The organism is Streptomyces sp. NPDC058469 (genome assembly GCF_042721125.1).
Taxonomy (GTDB): domain Bacteria; phylum Actinomycetota; class Actinomycetes; order Streptomycetales; family Streptomycetaceae; genus Streptomyces.
In genome coordinates this window covers 67,410-84,086 of the sequence record NZ_JBHXME010000002.1, presented here as the reverse complement: position 1 = coordinate 84,086, position 16,677 = coordinate 67,410, and the positions used below count along the sequence as shown (strand labels likewise).

The 16,677-nt window shown below is 68.9% G+C and carries 12 protein-coding genes and 1 pseudogene; 7 read left to right on the top strand and 6 right to left on the bottom strand.

Annotated features, from left to right (window positions below):
* The first annotated feature begins 507 nt into the window (after positions 1-507).
* Positions 508-1,776, top strand: a complete 1,269-nt coding sequence (locus tag ACFWP5_RS01625; protein ID WP_384148795.1) for an MFS transporter — start codon at positions 508-510, stop codon at positions 1,774-1,776.
* 210 nt (positions 1,777-1,986) lie between these two features.
* Here the strand turns inward: ACFWP5_RS01625 and ACFWP5_RS01620 are convergent, their stop codons facing one another.
* The 3 genes and pseudogenes from ACFWP5_RS01620 to ACFWP5_RS01610 all read right to left on the bottom strand — a co-directional run bounded on the left by ACFWP5_RS01620 (position 1,987) and on the right by ACFWP5_RS01610 (position 4,084).
* A complete protein-coding gene (locus tag ACFWP5_RS01620) occupies positions 1,987-2,112 on the bottom strand; it encodes a hypothetical protein (protein ID WP_384148793.1) in 126 nt (41 codons plus the stop codon).
* 176 nt (positions 2,113-2,288) lie between these two features.
* A pseudogene (locus tag ACFWP5_RS01615) lies at positions 2,289-2,414 on the bottom strand (GNAT family N-acetyltransferase); the annotation flags it as partial.
* Between the two features lie 26 nt (positions 2,415-2,440).
* Positions 2,441-4,084: a M4 family metallopeptidase gene (locus tag ACFWP5_RS01610; RefSeq protein WP_384148791.1), complete on the bottom strand. Its 1,644-nt coding sequence runs from the start codon at positions 4,082-4,084 to the stop codon at positions 2,441-2,443.
* A gap of 191 nt (positions 4,085-4,275) precedes the next feature.
* On the opposite strand from ACFWP5_RS01610, the gene ACFWP5_RS01605 reads away from it, so the two are divergent.
* The gene (locus ACFWP5_RS01605; protein WP_384148789.1) at positions 4,276-4,692 is read left to right on the top strand and encodes a gamma-glutamylcyclotransferase family protein; all 417 of its coding nucleotides are present in this window, start codon (positions 4,276-4,278) and stop codon (positions 4,690-4,692) included.
* A gap of 18 nt (positions 4,693-4,710) precedes the next feature.
* Here the strand turns inward: ACFWP5_RS01605 and ACFWP5_RS01600 are convergent, their stop codons facing one another.
* Entirely contained in the window at positions 4,711-5,397 is a 687-nt protein-coding gene (locus ACFWP5_RS01600; protein WP_384148787.1) for a vancomycin high temperature exclusion protein, read from the bottom strand.
* Positions 5,398-5,619: 222 nt separating this feature from the next.
* On the opposite strand from ACFWP5_RS01600, the gene ACFWP5_RS01595 reads away from it, so the two are divergent.
* The 5 genes from ACFWP5_RS01595 to ACFWP5_RS01575 all read left to right on the top strand — a co-directional run bounded on the left by ACFWP5_RS01595 (position 5,620) and on the right by ACFWP5_RS01575 (position 12,668).
* Entirely contained in the window at positions 5,620-6,483 is an 864-nt protein-coding gene (locus tag ACFWP5_RS01595; protein WP_384148785.1) for a sirohydrochlorin chelatase, read from the top strand.
* Positions 6,484-6,630: 147 nt separating this feature from the next.
* Positions 6,631-7,965 carry a deoxyguanosinetriphosphate triphosphohydrolase gene (locus ACFWP5_RS01590; RefSeq protein ID WP_384148783.1) on the top strand — a complete coding sequence of 445 codons (1,335 nt, stop codon included), beginning with the start codon at positions 6,631-6,633 and terminating at the stop codon, positions 7,963-7,965.
* A 93-nt stretch (positions 7,966-8,058) separates the two neighbouring features.
* On the top strand, positions 8,059-9,324 hold the full coding sequence (locus tag ACFWP5_RS01585) for an NAD(P)/FAD-dependent oxidoreductase (protein ID WP_384148781.1): 1,266 nt from the start codon (positions 8,059-8,061) through the stop codon (positions 9,322-9,324).
* Positions 9,325-9,371: 47 nt separating this feature from the next.
* A complete protein-coding gene (dnaG, locus tag ACFWP5_RS01580; protein WP_384148779.1) occupies positions 9,372-11,276 on the top strand; it encodes a DNA primase in 1,905 nt (634 codons plus the stop codon).
* Between the two features lie 81 nt (positions 11,277-11,357).
* Positions 11,358-12,668, top strand: a complete 1,311-nt coding sequence (locus tag ACFWP5_RS01575; protein WP_384148777.1) for an RNA polymerase sigma factor — start codon at positions 11,358-11,360, stop codon at positions 12,666-12,668.
* 252 nt (positions 12,669-12,920) lie between these two features.
* Here the strand turns inward: ACFWP5_RS01575 and ACFWP5_RS01570 are convergent, their stop codons facing one another.
* Entirely contained in the window at positions 12,921-14,849 is a 1,929-nt protein-coding gene (locus ACFWP5_RS01570) for an ABC transporter ATP-binding protein (RefSeq protein WP_384148775.1), read from the bottom strand.
* Complete coding sequence (locus ACFWP5_RS01565; RefSeq protein ID WP_384148773.1) at positions 14,849-16,582, bottom strand: ABC transporter ATP-binding protein; 1,734 nt, start codon at positions 16,580-16,582, stop codon at positions 14,849-14,851. The genes ACFWP5_RS01570 and ACFWP5_RS01565 overlap by 1 nt, the downstream gene beginning before the upstream one ends.
* Positions 16,583-16,677 lie beyond the last annotated feature (95 nt).

Here is a 16,677-nt window from a genome sequence, read left to right as displayed (position 1 = left end):
CCCGGCGGACAAGGCCGTTGCCCACTGCGGGCGACGGCCTTGTCGTGTTGCCGTAGGCAGGTGTCGGTCGAGGTCGGATGTGCGGATTGCGCTCGTAGGAACGCGCGGTGTCGGGAAAATCCTCTGGAATGACGTTGCTCATGAAATCCCGCCACAGGACACGGAGCAGGTAGCTCTCCACGGGACCTTCGAAGAGGTCGTACCGCGTCCGCGGCCGATGACCGTGAGGACGGCCCACCGACGGTCGTCCTCACGGGGGATCAGGAAGCACATGTCGGCGTCACCCTGACTTCACGCCCACGCCGGCTCCAGGATGTACGCAACCGTCTCCAGGAGACGCACGCTACTGCTCCCAGCATTTGACACCTCCACCGAGGATGGCCGCGGCGCTGGCAACGGCTCCCGGATAGCCGGCCCAGTATCCTGCGCGAAGTATGGACTGGAGGTTCCGGTCGGCGGCGGAGAACCAACACCAATGATCACCGGAGTCACCAGGGAGCCCGCGGCATGACCGGCACCACGGAGGCCCTTGGCGGCTCGGCTGCAGTCGACGATGCGGCACGAAGTGTCACGCGCCCGTTCTACGTGTACGCCGTGCTCTCCAACACGCTGTTCCAGCGCGGCGTATTCGTCATCTTCCTTTATCAGCGCGGCTTCTCCGTCGGGCAAGTGGCCCTACTGCAGACACTGCTCTACCTGGTCAGCGGACTTGCGGAGTTGCCGACGGGAGTCATCGCCGACCGAATCGGCAGGCGTGCCAGCATCGTGATCGGCCAGGTGCTGATAGCTGGATGCCTGCTCGGTCAGGTGGCGTTCTCCAACTACTGGGTGTTCCTGGCGCTGTTCCTCGGGCAGGGCGTGGGCATGGCATGTGTGTCCGGTTCGGACACCGCCCTGCTGTACGACCTGCTCGTGCGTCGTGGTGCAACGGCCGGCTACGTCAAGATCAAGTCCCGGTTCACCATGCTCGGGACGGTCACCTCGGGAGCCGCCATCGTCCTCGGCGGCCAACTGCAGCAGATTTCCTGGGGAGTCGTCTACGTCGGTTCGGCGGCGTGCCTCGTCCTGGCCATGGTGGTGCTGATGTCAGGGGTGCCCGAGATCCGCGGCGCGGACGCGGTGGACGAACAGGACGGAGCCGAGGAGCACGGCGACGCCACGGCATGGCGGGCGATGCTTCGGGTCGCCACGCCGGCGCTCGTGACGCTTGTCGTGGTGTCCGGATTGATGCATGCGACGTTGACGCCGTACATCATTTTTACGCAGAAGACCCTCTCCGATCAGGGAGCGGGCACCGCGTTGGTCAGCGTGGTCATAGCGGCGGGATTCTTCGCCGGCGGGCTCACTCCGCTGCTGTCGGACCGCGCGGACCGGCGCATCGGGTATCGGGTCATCGTCCCGGTGTCGCTCCTGACGCTCGCCGTGGCGCTCGGCCTCAGCGGCCTCGGCCTTGTCCGGGTCACCATCGCCGCGTTCCTGGCCCTGGTCGGGATTCCCGAGATCACCGCCGTGATCGTGGACAACGTGTTCAACGAGGCCGTGCCGTCGCGCCACCGGGCGAGCCTGCTGTCGATGATCGCATTCGTGGAGTCGGCGCTCATCGGCATCGGCTATCTCGTCCTCGGCGCGCTCATGGACGGGCTGGGCTCCAGTGTGGGCATGGCCACCTACGCCGCGGTCCCCCTGCTGGCGTGTCTCCTGTGGCTCCCGGTGCTCTTCCGAGGGGCACGGGTGACCACCGAGACCAAGAAGCCCGCCGACCAAAAGGCGTCCTGAAACAGACCATCTCGCGCAACGTCCTGCCCGATGGCAGAGGCGCTGCTCGTTGACATGGCGCTCCCAGCCGGCGACGGACCTGTCATCGCGACGATCAGCGCCAAACGGGACGGGAAGAATCGCGCCACTGAGAAAACCTCATGGAGCACCATGCCCGATTCACCGGTCGCCGGAAGCGCTGCCAAGAGTCTGAGGTCCGTCCCTTTCTGCCTACTTGCTGATGATGGTCTGGTCGATGTCGAGCCAGCCGTCCTTGGCGGTGATCCGAACCCCGGAGGCGATGAGGTCGGACGGGTTCGTGTATTCCGCCCTGTTGGTCTCCGAGCTGGGCGGCAACGCCGTACCGCACGGCTGTCTGCGGGACCGCCTGTTCCGCGTCGAACTCACCCTCACCGAACGCGCCGTACGCATCGCGGTGTCCGACCCGAAGGGCGAGTTACGGCCGAGCCTCCGCGAGGTCACCGAGGACGACCTGTTCGGGCGTGTGCGAGTTGGACGTCGTACGGCACCACTCACACGGCCCGCTCCACGCAGACCAGTTGATCCCGCTCGTCCCATGACTCGGTGACGGCGAAGCCGAACCGTTCGTACAGGGCGATGGCCCCGGTCCGCCGTTTCCACACCGACAACCGCACGGCGTTGGACGACCCGGCCGCTCGGAACGTCACCCCACGTCGACCGCACTCCACGCCGCGCCCACCGCGCCGTACTCCGAACTCCCCGCCCCGTAGAGGTCCTTCGCCGCGTTGAGCGTCGCCGTACGGGCCCCGGCGTAGTTCGTCGAGGACGTCATGTAGACCGTCAACGCCCGGTACCAGATCGCCCCGAGCTTGTCCCGGCCGATGCCGCTCACCGAAGTACCGTTGCAGGTGGGGGAGTTGTAGCTGACGCCGTTGATGGTCTTCGCGCCGCTGCCTTCCGCGAGGAGATACGCGAAGTGGTTCGCGATGCCCGACGAGTAGTGGACGTCCAGATTCCCCACCGACGAATTCCAACAGTCCGCCGAATTACCGTCCTTGGACGGCTGGTCCATGAACCGCAGTGCCGCCTTGCCGAAGCCGGAGCGGACGATCTTCTCGCCGATCAAGTAGTCCCCGAGATCGGAGGAGTTGTTGGCGTACCACTCCACCAGGGTGCCCATGATGTCGGAGGTCGCCTCGTTGAGCCCGCCGGACTCGCCCGAGTACGTCAGCGCCGCCGTCTTGGACGTCACGCCGTGCGTCATCTCGTGCCCGGCGACATCCAGCGCCACCAGCGGACCGAGCTGCGTCCCGTCACCGTCGCCGTACGTCATGCAGAAGCAACTGTCGTCCCAGAAGGCGTTGTTGTAGCCGTTTCCGTAGTGGACGCGGTTGTACGAGCCCTTGCCGTCGCCCGCGATGCCGTTCCGGCCGTGGACGTTCCTGTAGTAGTCCCAGGTCTCGTTCGTGCCGTACTGCGCGTCGACCGCCGCCGACGAACGGTCCGAACTCGCCCCCGTGCCCCAGTGGTTGTCGGCGTCCGTGAATACCGTGGACGGCGCACGGCTGATGCAGATGCCGAGGATGCACAGGTCGGTCTTGTTCGCCGCGTCACCGGTGTACGTCCCGCCGCGCGTCGCGTCCGTCAACTGGTACGTCGATCCCGACAGCGTCGTCTGCAAGGGCACCGTGCCGCTGTACAGCGACTTACCGTCACCCGTCGCCGTCTCCACGCTGTCCCAGGCGTCGATCTGGGCGCCGGTGCGGGCGTCGGTCAGCACCGTGCGGGCGACCGGGTTGCCGAGCGAGTCCTTGGCGGCCACGTTGGTGCGCCAGGCGAGCTTCGGGGTGCCGTGCAGGGCGTCGACTATCAGCTGGGGCTTGGCGGTTACCCCCTTCAGCACCTCGCCGAGATTCACCGCCCGCAGCGCGTTCACCGCCAGGTCCGCCGCCTTGGGTGCGGCCACCTTCGGCGTCACGGACGACAGGGATATGGAACTCCGGGTCGCGCGGTCGGCACTCCGATAGTTGCCGTTCGGGGCCAGGTGGACCACGAAGTCGCCGCCGAGCACGGGGAGTTGGCGGTACGTACGGTCGTAGCGGACGTGCTGGGTGCCGTCCGCGTCGACGATCACGTCGCGAACGGACGTGTCCTCAGCGGCCGTAAGGCCCAAGCCCGCGGCGTGGGCCACCAGCGCGGAGGCGGCGTTCGCGATCGCGCCGGCCCGGGTCGGCCGGTCGGCCGCGTGGGCGGTGGGGGCGAGGGTGGCGGCCAACAGGGTCGCGGCACCGGCCGCGACACCGGCCGTGGCGAGACGGGAACCTCGGATGTGCCGTGTCCGACTCATCGGTCTCCTCAGGAACGCAAGTGGGGGGCGTGGGGGCTGCGTTGATGTTGAATGAGATTTAAGGGGGCATGACATGCCGTGTCCAGAGCGCGTACATCGCCTGATGTGAGGGGTGAGAATCGGTTCTGCGGGGCTTCCGTAGAGACCGCAGAGGTCAGTGGAGACCTCAGAAGGAGGAAAGAAGGAGAACGATGACGAGCCTCCCCTTCTTCGTCTACGGCACCCTCCGCCCCGGCGAGCCCAACCACGACCTCTTCCTGCGCGGCCGCACGGACTCCGAGGAACGGGCACGACTCCACGACGCAGCCCTCTACGACGGCCCCGGCTACCCGTACGCAGTCGAGGCCCCCGGCTCGGTGGTCGTCGGCGAACTCGTCACCGCACGCCCCGAGGCCTACCCCCAACTCCTCATGGCCCTGGACCGGCTTGAGGACTACGCCCCCGGCGACCCGCGCAACCTCTACGAGCGCGTCGAACGCCGGGTGACCCGGGACGCCGACGGCACGGCCGTACGCGCCTGGGTGTACCTGGCCGCCCCCTCCGTCACCGCCCGCCTCCGCACCCACGGCGAGCTGATCGAGGGCGGCGACTGGCCGGGCCGCCGCTGAACCGTCGCCGAACGGGGCTCAGTTGGCGGCGGCGAGCGCCCGGGTGACCCCTGTCTCCTTCGGCCCGAGGAAGTGCGGATCGGGATGGAACATCACGTCCAGCGCCGCCTTGCCCGCCGCGAAGACCTCGCGGGTGCCGCCGTAGTACCAGGTCGCGTCGTGCGTGTCGTCGACACCGACGCCGTACGAGTCGACGCCCGCCGCGTCGCACAGCGCGACCGCCCGCCGGATGTGGAAGTTCTGGCTGATGAGCACGGCCTTGTCGACGCCGAAGATCTTCTTGGCGCGGACACAGGAGTCCCAGGTGTCGAAACCGGCGTAATCGGTCACCACGCGCGCGCGTGGCACCCCGTGCTTCGCCAGATAGACGCGCATCGCGTCCGGCTCGTCGTAGTCCTTGCGGCTGTTGTCGCCGGTCACCAGGACGACCTTCACCCGGCCCTCCCGGTACAGCGTCGCCGCCGCGTCCAGCCGGTGCGCGAGATACGGCGACGGCTCGCCGTCCCACAGCCCGGCGCCGAAGACCACGGCCACATCGGTGCGCGGCGCGTCCTGAAGGGTCCTGAGCCGATCGGCTGTCGACACCCACAGCCAGGTCGCCGGAAGCAGCGCGAGGACACAGCCCAGGGCCACCCCCTGCACGAGCTGCCGCCATCCCGCACGCGTGCGTGGCAGTCGCGGTCGGCGAAGTCTCGGGCGACGCATCAGACGTATCAAAGGGGGCCCCTCCGCGTTCGGTGTCGACAGTCACAGACGCTCTGTAACGCGCTCCGGTTCGCCGCCCGCAGTGTGACCGGCTTCACTGCGAGTCAGGAAACCGCAGGTCACGTCGCCTCACACACCCCCCGCACCCCACCGTGAACCCCCGGAAAACCTCCGTCATTCCGGTGCAACGGGACGGCAACCTCCCACCGCCACCATCACTCCATGACGGCGTCGAACCACCCTCGCGACGAGTCCACCCTCGACAGTACGGCGCATCTCATGGACCGGATCAGCAGCCAGCTCGCCGACCAGCTCAGCCTCGTCTCCCTGAACGGCACCAGGCGACCCGTCCCGCCCGCGCTCGTCCTGGTGGCCCACGGCAGCCGCGACCCACGCGCCCTGAGCACCGTACGGGCCCTCGTGGCACGCGTCCGAGACCTGCGCCCCGGCCTCCCCGTCCACCTGGGCCACATCGAACTGAACGAGCCCCGCCTCCCGGACACCCTCACCCAACTGGCCACCGCGGAAGCCGTCCTGGTCCCCCTCCTCCTGGCCCGCGGCTACCACGTCAAGCAGGACATCCCGGAGATGGCCGCGAAGGCCCGGGCACGCACGCGCGTGGCGGCCCCTTTGGGCCCGCACCCCCTCCTCGTAGAGACCCTCTACGACCGCCTGGTGGAGGCTGGTTGGCGCACGAGGATGGACACCCAGACCCGGCGAGCAAGCGCCGTGGTACTGGCAGCGGCAGGCTCCCGCGACCCGGAGTCAAAGCTGGACACCCACCGCACGGCCCAGCTCCTCGCGGACCGCCTGGGTGTCCCCGTAGTCCCCGCCTACGCCTCGGCGGCGACCCCCACGGTCTCCGAGGCGGTCCGCGCCCTGACAGCCCGAGGCCGCCACAGGGTGGCAGTGGCGTCCTGCTTCACGGCCCCGGGCCGCTTTGCGACCCAGTGCGCGGAAGAGGCCCCCTGGATCGCGTCGACCCCACTGGGAGCCCACCCCGCGATGGCCCGCCTGGTACTCCACCGCTACGACCAGGCACTCGCGACCCCGGTGGCGACGAAACCGGAGTTGGCGTCGGCTTAAAACGCGGCCAAGGGCGGTTGCCCAAGGGGCGCGGGGAACTGCGCGACCGGCCACAACGCACCCGCACTCGCCCCCAAGCCGCACCAGGCAAACGCATACGCGCCCCGCAACTCCCGAATTGTCACTGCTGCCGCTTACTGTCGAACCATGGAAGGCACCGCAGGTACGCGCACCGCAGCACCTCACCCCTACGACCCGACGTCAGTCGCCCGCTGGGCAACCGAGCCCGACAAACGCCCCGGCCGCACCGCCTTCCAGCGCGACCGCGCCCGCGTACTGCACTCCGCCGCCCTACGCCGCCTCGCAGGCAAAACCCAGGTGGTCACTCCAGGAACCCGCAGTCAGGCCTGGGACGCCAGCCCCCGCACCCGCCTCACCCACTCCCTGGAGTGCGCCCAGGTAGGCCGTGAACTCGGCGCAGCCCTCGGCTGCGACCCCGACCTCGTCGAAGCGGCCTGCCTCTCCCACGACCTCGGCCACCCGCCCTTCGGCCACAACGGCGAACAGGCACTGAACGAATTCGCCGACGACTGCGGCGGCTTCGAGGGCAACGCCCAGTCCCTGAGGCTCCTCACCCGCATCGAACCGAAGCGCTTCGTAAGAAGCGACACGACAGGCGAGATGGTGAGCGTCGGCCTCAACCTCACCCGTGCCGCCCTCGACGCCGCCACCAAGTACCCCTGGCCGCGCGGAGGGCACCCCACCGACCCCAAGTCCCCCAAGTTCGGCGTCTACGACGACGACAGACCCGTGTTCGACTGGGTCCGCAAGGGCGCCCCCGGCACGCGCACGTGCTTCGAGGCCCAGGTCATGGACTGGTCGGACGACGTGGCGTACTCGGTGCACGACGTCGAGGACGGCCTGCACGCGGGCCACATCGACCCGAACTGCCTGCACGCCGAACCGGAACGCCAAGAGATCTTCAAGGTGGCCATCGGCCGCTACGTCCCCGCGGACACGGCCCCCGACGAACTTGCCGAGGCGCTGGACCGGCTCCAGAACCAGCCGTGGTGGCCGCACGGCTACGACGGTTCGGCCGTCGCGCAGGCCCGCCTCAAGGACGCCACCAGCCAGCTCATCGGCCGCTTCTGCCTGGCCGCCGAGTCCGCCACGCGCGCGGCGTACGGCACCGGCCGCCTCACCCGCTACGACGCCGAACTCGTCGTACCGCACGAGGCACGGCTGGAGTGCGCGGTCCTCAAGGCGGTCGCCGACCGGTACGTCATGCAGCGTGCCGAGCAGGAGCGCATCCGCGCCGACGAGCGCGTCGTGGTCGCCGAACTCGCCGAGGTGCTCACGACGCGCGCGCCCGACGGTCTGGAGCCGCAGTTCCGCGCCCAGTTCGACGAGGCGCCCGACGACCGCGCGCGCAAGCGTGTGATCGTCGATCAGATCGCCTCACTGACGGACGCTTCGGCGCGGTCCCTTCACGCTTACCTCACGTCCATCGGGCACAGTGACGCGAAACAAGCCCGAATGTGACCCTCCGTGGCCTGATCGGGCCACACCCCCTTCCCCCATCACACTGCGTGCGGGACGCTCGCATATGGCGGCACCATAACGAGGAGGCATCAAGTGGTCGACGCGGATCAGACGTTCGTCATCATCGGAGGAGGCCTGGCCGGCGCCAAGGCGGCCGAGACGCTCCGAGCGGAGGGCTTCACCGGCCGCGTGATACTGATCTGCGACGAACGCGACCACCCGTACGAGCGCCCGCCGCTGTCCAAGGGCTACCTCCTCGGTAAGGAGGAGCGCGACAGCGTCTTCGTACACGAACCCGCCTGGTACGCGCAGAACGACATCGAGCTGCACCTCGGCCAGACCGTCGACGCCATCGACCGTACGGCGAAGACGGTGCGCTTCGGAGACGACGGCACCCTTGTCCGCTACGACAAGTTGCTCATCGCCACCGGCTCCGAGCCCCGTCGCCTCGACATCCCGGGCACGGACCTCGCGGGCGTCCACCATCTGCGCCGCCTCTCGCACGCCGAGCGCCTCAAGAACGTCCTGGCGTCCCTGGGCCGGGACAACGGCCATCTGGTGATCGCCGGCGGCGGCTGGATCGGCCTGGAGGTCGCGGCGGCGGCCCGGGAGTACGGCGCCGAGGTCACCGTCGTGGAACCGTCCCAGACCCCGTTGCACGGCGTCCTCGGCCCCGAACTGGGCCAGCTCTTCGCCGACCTGCACGCCGAGCACGGCGTCCGATTCCACTTCGGCGTCCGGCTCACCGAGATCGTCGGCCAGGACGGCATGGTGCTGGCCGCCCGCACCGACGACGGCGAGGAGCACCCCGCGCACGACGTCCTCGCGGCCATCGGCGCGGCCCCGCGCACCGGGCTCGCCGAGGCGGCCGGCCTGGAGCTGGCCGACCGCGCGCACGGCGGCGGCATCGCCGTCGACGAACGGCTGCGCACCTCCGACCCCGACATCTACGCGGCCGGTGACGTGGCCGCCTTCCACCACGCCCTCTTCGACACCCGGCTGCGGGTGGAGCACTGGGCGAACGCCCTCAACGGCGGCCCGGCGGCGGCCCGCGCGATGCTCGGCAAGGACATCACCTACGACCGCGTGCCCTATTTCTTCTCCGACCAGTACGACATGGGTCTGGAGTACTCCGGCTGGGCGCCCCCGGGCTCCTACGACGAAGTGGTGATCCGGGGAGACGCGGGCAAGCGCGAGTTCATCGCCTTCTGGCTGAAGGAGGGCCGCGTGCTGGCCGGGATGAACGTGAATGTGTGGGACGTCACAGAGCCCATCCAGCAGCTGATCCGCTCCAGGACCCAGGTGAACACCGAGGCGTTGGCGGACCCACACGTTCCGCTGGACAGCTTGAGCTCCTAGAGGTCCTGGGCGTCACTGGTGTCAGTCCGGCCCCGTAGAATTCACGCGTGGCAGGACGGATCAACGACGAGGACGTGAAGGCGGTTCGGGACGCGGTCCCGATCGACGCCGTGGTGTCCGAGTACCTCCAGTTGCGCAACGCGGGCGGCGGAAACCTGAAAGGCCTCTGCCCCTTCCACGACGAGAAGTCGCCGTCCTTCCAGGTCAGCCCCAGCAAGGGACTCTTCCACTGCTTCGGCTGCCAGGAGGGCGGCGACACCATCACGTTCGTGATGAAGGTCGACCACCTCACCTTCTCGGAGTCGGTCGAGCGCCTGGCCGCCCAGGCCGGCATCACGCTGCGGTACGAGGAGGGCGGGTACAACCCCGCCAATCAGCGCGGCGAGCGCATCCGCCTGGTCGAGGCCCACAAGGTCGCCGCCGATTTCTACGTGGAGCAGCTCGCCGTCAGCCCCGAGGCGGACACCGGCCGCAAGTTCCTCGCCGAGCGCGGCTTCGACCAGTCCGCCGCCGAGCACTTCTCCGTCGGCTACAGCCCGCAGGGCTGGGACCACCTCACCAAATACCTCCGCGGCAAGGGCTTCAGCGACAAGGAGATCCTTCTCTCCGGCCTCGCCCAGGAGGGCCGCCGCGGCCCCATCGACCGCTTCCGCGGCCGCCTGATGTGGCCGATCCGCGACATCGGCGGCGAGGTCGTCGGCTTCGGCGCGAGGAAGCTCTACGAGTCGGACAACGGCCCGAAGTACCTCAACACGCCCGACACCGCGATCTACAAGAAGTCGCAGGTCCTCTACGGCATCGACCTCGCGAAGAAGGACATCGCCAAGTCCAGCCGCGCGGTCGTCGTCGAGGGCTACACGGACGTCATGGCCTGCCACCTCGCCGGAGTCACCACCGCCATCGCCACCTGCGGCACGGCCTTCGGCGGCGACCACATCAAGATCCTCCGCAGGCTGCTGATGGACAACGGCAGCGCGCGCGTGATCTTCACCTTCGACGGCGACGCGGCCGGCCAGAAGGCGGCCCTGCGCGCCTTCGAGGACGACCAGAAGTTCGCCGCCGAGACGTACATCGCGATCGCCCCGGACAACATGGACCCCTGCGAGCTGCGCCTCGCCAAGGGCGACGCGGCGGTCGCCGACCTGGCCGAACCCCGCACCCCGCTCTTCGAGTTCGCGCTCCGCCAGATCGTCGTCCGCTACGACCTCGACACCCCCGCAGGCCGCGCCTCCGCCCTGGACGAGGCCGCCCCCATCGTCGCCCGCATCAAGAACACCGGCGCCCAGCACGAGGTCGCCGTCCAGCTCGCCGGCATGCTCGGCATCATGGACACCCAGTTCGTGGTCAAGCGGGTTGCCCAGCTGGCCCGTTGGGCCCGCGACCGCGGCGGCAAGGGCCCGGCACCGACGCGCGGCGCCGACCGGCAGCAGTACGACACCACCCCCCGCACCGCCACCGGAGGCCCCGCCCTCACCCTCCGCAACCCGGTCTTCGCCACCGAACGCGAACTCCTCAAACTCGCGCTCCAGCGCCCCGAGTTGGTCTCCCCGGCCTTCGACGCGTACGGCGTCGACGAGTTCACCGCCCCGCCCTACGCGGCCGTACGCGAGGCGATCATCGAGGCGGGCGGCGCCGAGTACGGCCTCCGGGACGCCCAGGACTATCTGGTCCGGGTCCGTGAGGCGGCACCGGACGACGCGGTCCGCGCGATGGTCACCGAGCTGGCCGTCGAGGCGATCCTGCGCCGCACGGTCGACGAGAACTACGCGGGCGAGCAGCTGGTCACCGTCCGCCGAAGAGCCGTGGTACGCCGGATCGGCGACATCCAGGGCGCGCTCACCCGCCTCGGCAGCCACGGAGACTCGGCCGAACTGGCCGCCGTACAGAACGAGTTGTGGGTACTTCAGCAGTACGACCAGGCACTCCAGGTGCGCGGCGCCACAGCGCTCTGAGCGCGTAGTTACGGAACGGACTCAAAAAGTCACCGCACGCCCCTCGTGGCGGCGATGTGTCGTACTCCACACTGGGTTCCGGTGCCTGAGTCCTCGGAGCGCGGCCGATCCGTCCCCAGCGGGTCCCACACCCCCGCGGTTCCGCTCATCGAGTACGGGACGGACAGCGGTGAGGCCGCCGACTCCGCCCCCGAAGTACCGCTGCCGCACTCCTTGGCAGCGATCATCCTGGAGGTCGCCCCCGTGCAGACCCAGACCCTCGACCAGACCGAGACCAGCACGACGGACGGCGCGGAACCGGAAGCGGAGACCGATGTCCTCGCGACCGTCCCCCCGCAGAGCCGTGCCGCGCACCACCCCGAAACCGCGGAGCCGGAACGCCCGCCCGAGCTCGAAGAACCGACGGCCGAAGCGGTGGAGACCGCCGAGGCCCCCGAGCCCGACGTACGGCCCCGCAGCCGGGTCGCCGCCGACAACGGCGCACCCTCCTCGGACCTGTTCCGCCAGTATCTGCGCGAGATCGGCCGCATCCCCCTGCTCACCGCGGCCGAGGAGGTCGAACTGGCCCGCGGTGTGGAGGCCGGCCTGTTCGCCGAGGAGAAGCTCGGCGGCGCCACCGACCTGGACAGCCAACTCGCCCTCGACCTGGACAAGTTGGTCGTCATGGGTCGGATGGCCAAGCGCCGCCTGATCGAGGCGAACCTGCGGCTCGTGGTGTCCGTCGCCAAGCGGTACGTCGGGCGCGGGCTGACCATGCTCGACCTCGTCCAGGAGGGAAACCTGGGCCTGATCAGGGCAGTTGAGAAATTCGACTACGCCCGCGGCTACAAGTTCTCGACGTACGCGACCTGGTGGATCCGCCAGGCCATGTCCCGCGCCCTCGCCGACCAGGCCCGCACCATCCGCGTCCCGGTGCATGTCGTCGAGCTGATCAACCGCGTCGTCCGCGTCCAGCGGCGGATGCTCCAGGAGCGCGGCTACGAGCCGACCCCGGAAGAGGTGGCCGACCACCTCGACCTCGCCCCCGAACGCGTCAGCGAGGTCCTGCGCCTGGCCCAGGAACCGGTCTCGTTGCACGCGCCGGTGGGGGAGGAGGACGACGTTGCCCTCGGCGACCTGATCGAGGACGGCGATGCCACGAGCCCCGTGGAGTCGGCCGCGTTCATCCTCCTCAGGCAGCACCTGGAGGCCGTCCTGTCGACGCTGGGGGAGCGCGAGCGCAAGGTCGTACAGCTCAGGTACGGCCTGGCGGACGGGCGTCCGCGCACGCTGGAGGAGATCGGGCGGATCTTCGGGGTGACCCGGGAGCGGATACGGCAGATCGAGTCCAAGACCCTGAACAAGCTGCGGGACCACGCTTTTGCGGATCAGCTGAGGGGCTATCTGGACTGATGCCGGGCGCGGGTCCGGTGGGGGTTGGTCGCGCCCCGCGGCGGAGCCGCATATTCGACACAGCCCCGCGCCCCTGAAGACTTGGGCGCGCCCTGTTCTTTCAGGGGCTCCCCGCGCCCCTGAAAAGACCTCAGCCGAGGGGCTTTCAGGGGCGCGGGGCTGTGTACATTTGCGGCTCCGCCGCGGGGCGCGACCAGCCACGACGGACCGTCACACACATGACGGCCCCTCGTGGCACTCTCTATGGATCTTTTAGTCCACCTCGGCAACGGCCTGCGCGAACTGGGCCTTGTACAGCCGGGCGTAAGCCCCATCCGCAGCCAACAGATCCGCGTGCGCGCCCTGTTCGACGATCGAGCCGTTCTCCATGACCAGGATCGTGTCCGCGTCCCGGATCGTGGAGAGCCGGTGCGCGATCACGAACGACGTGCGGCCATGGGCCAGTTTGGCCATGGCCTTCTGGATCAGTACCTCGGTGCGGGTGTCGACCGAAGACGTCGCCTCGTCGAGGACGAGGATCGTCGGGTCGGACAGGAACGCCCGCGCGATGGTGATGAGCTGCTTCTCACCGGCGCTGACCCCCGTGCCCTCGTCGTCGATGACGGTGTCGTAGCCGTCGGGCAGCGTGCGGACGAACCGGTCGGCGTGCGCCGCCCGCGCCGCCTCCTCGATCTCGCCCCGGGTGACCTCGCGAGAGGACCCGTACGCGATGTTCTCGGCGATCGATCCGCCGAACAGCCAGGTGTCCTGGAGCACCATGCCGATGCCGGACCGGAGTTCGTCCCGGGACATCCACGCGATGTCGACGCCGTCGAGGGTGATGCGCCCGCCGGAGACCTCGTAGAACCGCATGAGGAGGTTGACGAGGGTGGTCTTGCCGGCGCCGGTCGGGCCGACGATCGCGACCGTGTGGCCCGGTGCCACCGTCAGCGAGAGGTCCTCGATGAGCGGCTTGTCGGGGTCGTAGCGGAAGGAGACGTGCTCCAGGGCGACCAGGCCGCGGAGTTCCGCGGGGCGCTCGCCCGGCATCGGGTCGGCCTGCTGCTCCTCGGCGTCGAGGAGTTCGAAGACCCGCTCGGCGGAGGCGACGCCGGACTGCACCAGGTTCGCCATCGACGCGACCTGTGTCAGCGGCATCGAGAACTGGCGCGAGTACTGGACGAAGGCCTGCACGTCACCGATGGACAGCGAGCCGGACGCGACCCGCAGGCCGCCGACGACCGCGACCAGCACGTAGTTGAGGTTCGAGACGAACATCATCAGCGGCTGCATGACCCCGCTGTTGAACTGCGCCTTGAAGCCCGCCTCGTACAGCGCGTCGTTCTGCTCGGCGAACAGCTTCGCCGACTCGTCCTGCCGCCCGAACACCTTCACCAGGTTGTGCCCGGTGTACATCTCCTCGACGTGCGCGTTGAGCTTGCCCGTCGAGCGCCACTGCTGCACGAAGTGCGGCTGCGAGCGCTTGCCGATGCGCGTGGCGACGAGGAACGACAGCGGCACGGTCACCAGCGCGACCAGCGCGAGGATCCACGACACCCAGAACATCATCGCGAGCACACCGATGATCGTGAGCAGCGAGTTGATCAGCTGGCCCATCGACTGCTGGAGCGTCTGCCCGATGTTGTCGATGTCGTTGGTCGCGCGGGAGAGCACCTCACCGCGCTGCCGCTTGTCGAAGTACGACAGCGGGAGGCGCGACATCTTCGTCTGCACGTCCTCGCGCAGCCGGAACATGGTCCGGTTGACCGCCCGGTTGACCATCCGGGTCGCCACCGCCATCAGCAGCCCGGCCACCAGGAACGTGCCCAGCGCGAGCAGCAGCACATGACCCACCGAGGTGAAGTCGATGCCCTTGCCCGGGGTGAAGTCCGTGCTCTTCAGCATGTCCGCGACCGAGCCCTGGCCCCGGTCGCGCATCGCCTGGAGGGCCTGAGCCTTGGTCGTCCCGGCCGGCATCTGCCGCCCGATGATGCCCGCGAACACCAGGTCGGTGGCGTTGCCGAGGATCTTCGGTCCCACCACGTTCAGCCCGACGCTGATCACCACGCACACCAGCAGGAGACCGATGGTCAGCCGCTCCGGCCTGAACTGGCCGATGAGCCGCTTGCCGGACACCTTGAAGTCCATCGAACGGGCGTCGGGGCCCGTCCCGGCCATCATCCGCCCCATGGGCCCGGCCATCAGGCAGCCTCCGCTTCCGTCAACTGGGAGAGCACGATCTCCCGATACGTCTCGTTGTCCGCCATCAGCTCGTGATGGCGCCCCTCCCCCACGACCCGACCCTCGTCGAGTACGACGATCCGGTCGGCGTCCCTGATCGTCGCCACCCGCTGCGCCACGATCACCACGGTCGCCTCGGCGGTCTCCTGCGAGAGCGCCGCCCGCAGCGCCGCGTCGGTCGCGTAGTCGAGGGCGGAGAAGGAGTCGTCGAAGAGGTAGATCTCCGGCCGCTGCACCAGTGTCCGGGCGATCGCGAGCCGCTGCCGCTGACCGCCGGATACGTTCGTGCCGCCCTGGGCGATGGGGGAGTCGAGCCCGTTCTCCAGCCCCTCGACGAAGCCCTTGGCCTGCGCCACCTCCAGCGCGTGCCACAACTCCTCGTCGGTCGCGTCCGGGTTGCCGTAGCGAAGGTTGGTCGCGACCGTGCCCGCGAAGAGGTACGGCTTCTGCGGGACCAGGCCGACCGTCTTGGCCAGCAGCACCGGGTCGATGGTCGACACGTCGACACCGTCGACGAGGACCTCGCCGTCGGTCGTGTCAACCAGTCGGGGGACCAGACTCAGAAGGGTGGACTTTCCGCTGCCGGTCGAGCCGATCACGGCCGTCGTCTCGCCCGGTCGGGCCACCAGGTCGATGGACTTCAGTACGGGTTCCTCGGCGCCCGGGTAGCAGAAGCCGACCCCGCGGACCTCCAGGTGCCCGTGCCGGCGCAGCTCGGTGACGGGCGCGAGCGGCGGCACGACACTGCTCTCCGTGTCGAGGACCTCCTCGATGCGCTCGGCACAGACCTCCGCGCGCGGCACCATCATGAACATGAAGGTGGCCATCATCACGGACATCACGATCTGCATCAGATAGGCGAGGAACGCGGTCAGATCGCCGATCTGCATCCCGCCGCTGGCGATCCTGTGCGCGCCGAACCACACGACGGCGATCGACGACAGGTTCACCGTGGTCATGACCACCGGGAACATCAGCGCGAGCAGGTTGCCGGTCTTCAGCTGCATCTCGGTGAGATCGCTGTTGGCCTTGCGGAACCGGTCCTTCTCGTACTCGTCCCGGACGAAGGCACGGATGACACGGTTGCCGGTGATCTGCTCACGCAGCACCCGGTTCACCGAGTCCAGCCGCACCTGCATCGACCGGAACAGCGGCCGCAGCCGGCGCACGATCAGCGTCACGCAGATGGTGAGCGTCGGCACCACGGCGATCAGCACCCCGGACAGCGGCACGTCAAGACCGAGCGCCAGGATGATCCCGCCGACGCACATGATCGGCGCCGACACGAGCAGGGTGAACGTCATCAGGGTCAGCATCTGGACCTGCTGGACGTCATTGGTCGTACGGGTGATCAGCGAGGGCGCGCCGAAGTGGCCGACCTCGCGGGCCGAGAACGACTGCACCCGGTCGAAGATGGCACCCCGGATGTCCCGGCCGACGGCCGCCGCGGTGCGCGCGCCGTAGTAGACGGCTCCCGTGTTGCACACGACCTGGACCAGCGAGATCCCGATCATCAGGGCGCCGAACGACAGGATGTAACCGGTGTCACCCTTCACGACACCGTTGTCGATGATGTGCGCGTTCAGGGTGGGCAGGTAGAGGGTGGCGCAGGTCTGCAGGAACTGCAGCAGCACCAGCAGGACGATGGGTTTCCTGTAGGGCCTGAGATAGGTCCGCAGAAGTCGTATGAGCACGCTGGGTCTCTCGGAGTCGGCGGTGAGGGGCGGGCGGTGTGCCCCTCGCCCCTATCGTCGGACACTCCCCCCGCGTTACCTCAACTGATTAAGCC

Coding starts and splice junctions, on each gene's coding strand:
- ACFWP5_RS01625 (WP_384148795.1), top strand. CDS start 508: ATGACCGGCACCACGGAGGCCCTTGGCGGCTCGGCTGCAGTCGACGAT.
- ACFWP5_RS01610 (WP_384148791.1), bottom strand. CDS start 4,084: ATGAGTCGGACACGGCACATCCGAGGTTCCCGTCTCGCCACGGCCGGT.
- ACFWP5_RS01605 (WP_384148789.1), top strand. CDS start 4,276: ATGACGAGCCTCCCCTTCTTCGTCTACGGCACCCTCCGCCCCGGCGAG.
- ACFWP5_RS01600 (WP_384148787.1), bottom strand. CDS start 5,397: ATGCGTCGCCCGAGACTTCGCCGACCGCGACTGCCACGCACGCGTGCG.
- ACFWP5_RS01595 (WP_384148785.1), top strand. CDS start 5,620: ATGACGGCGTCGAACCACCCTCGCGACGAGTCCACCCTCGACAGTACG.
- ACFWP5_RS01590 (WP_384148783.1), top strand. CDS start 6,631: ATGGAAGGCACCGCAGGTACGCGCACCGCAGCACCTCACCCCTACGAC.
- ACFWP5_RS01570 (WP_384148775.1), bottom strand. CDS start 14,849: ATGGCCGGGCCCATGGGGCGGATGATGGCCGGGACGGGCCCCGACGCC.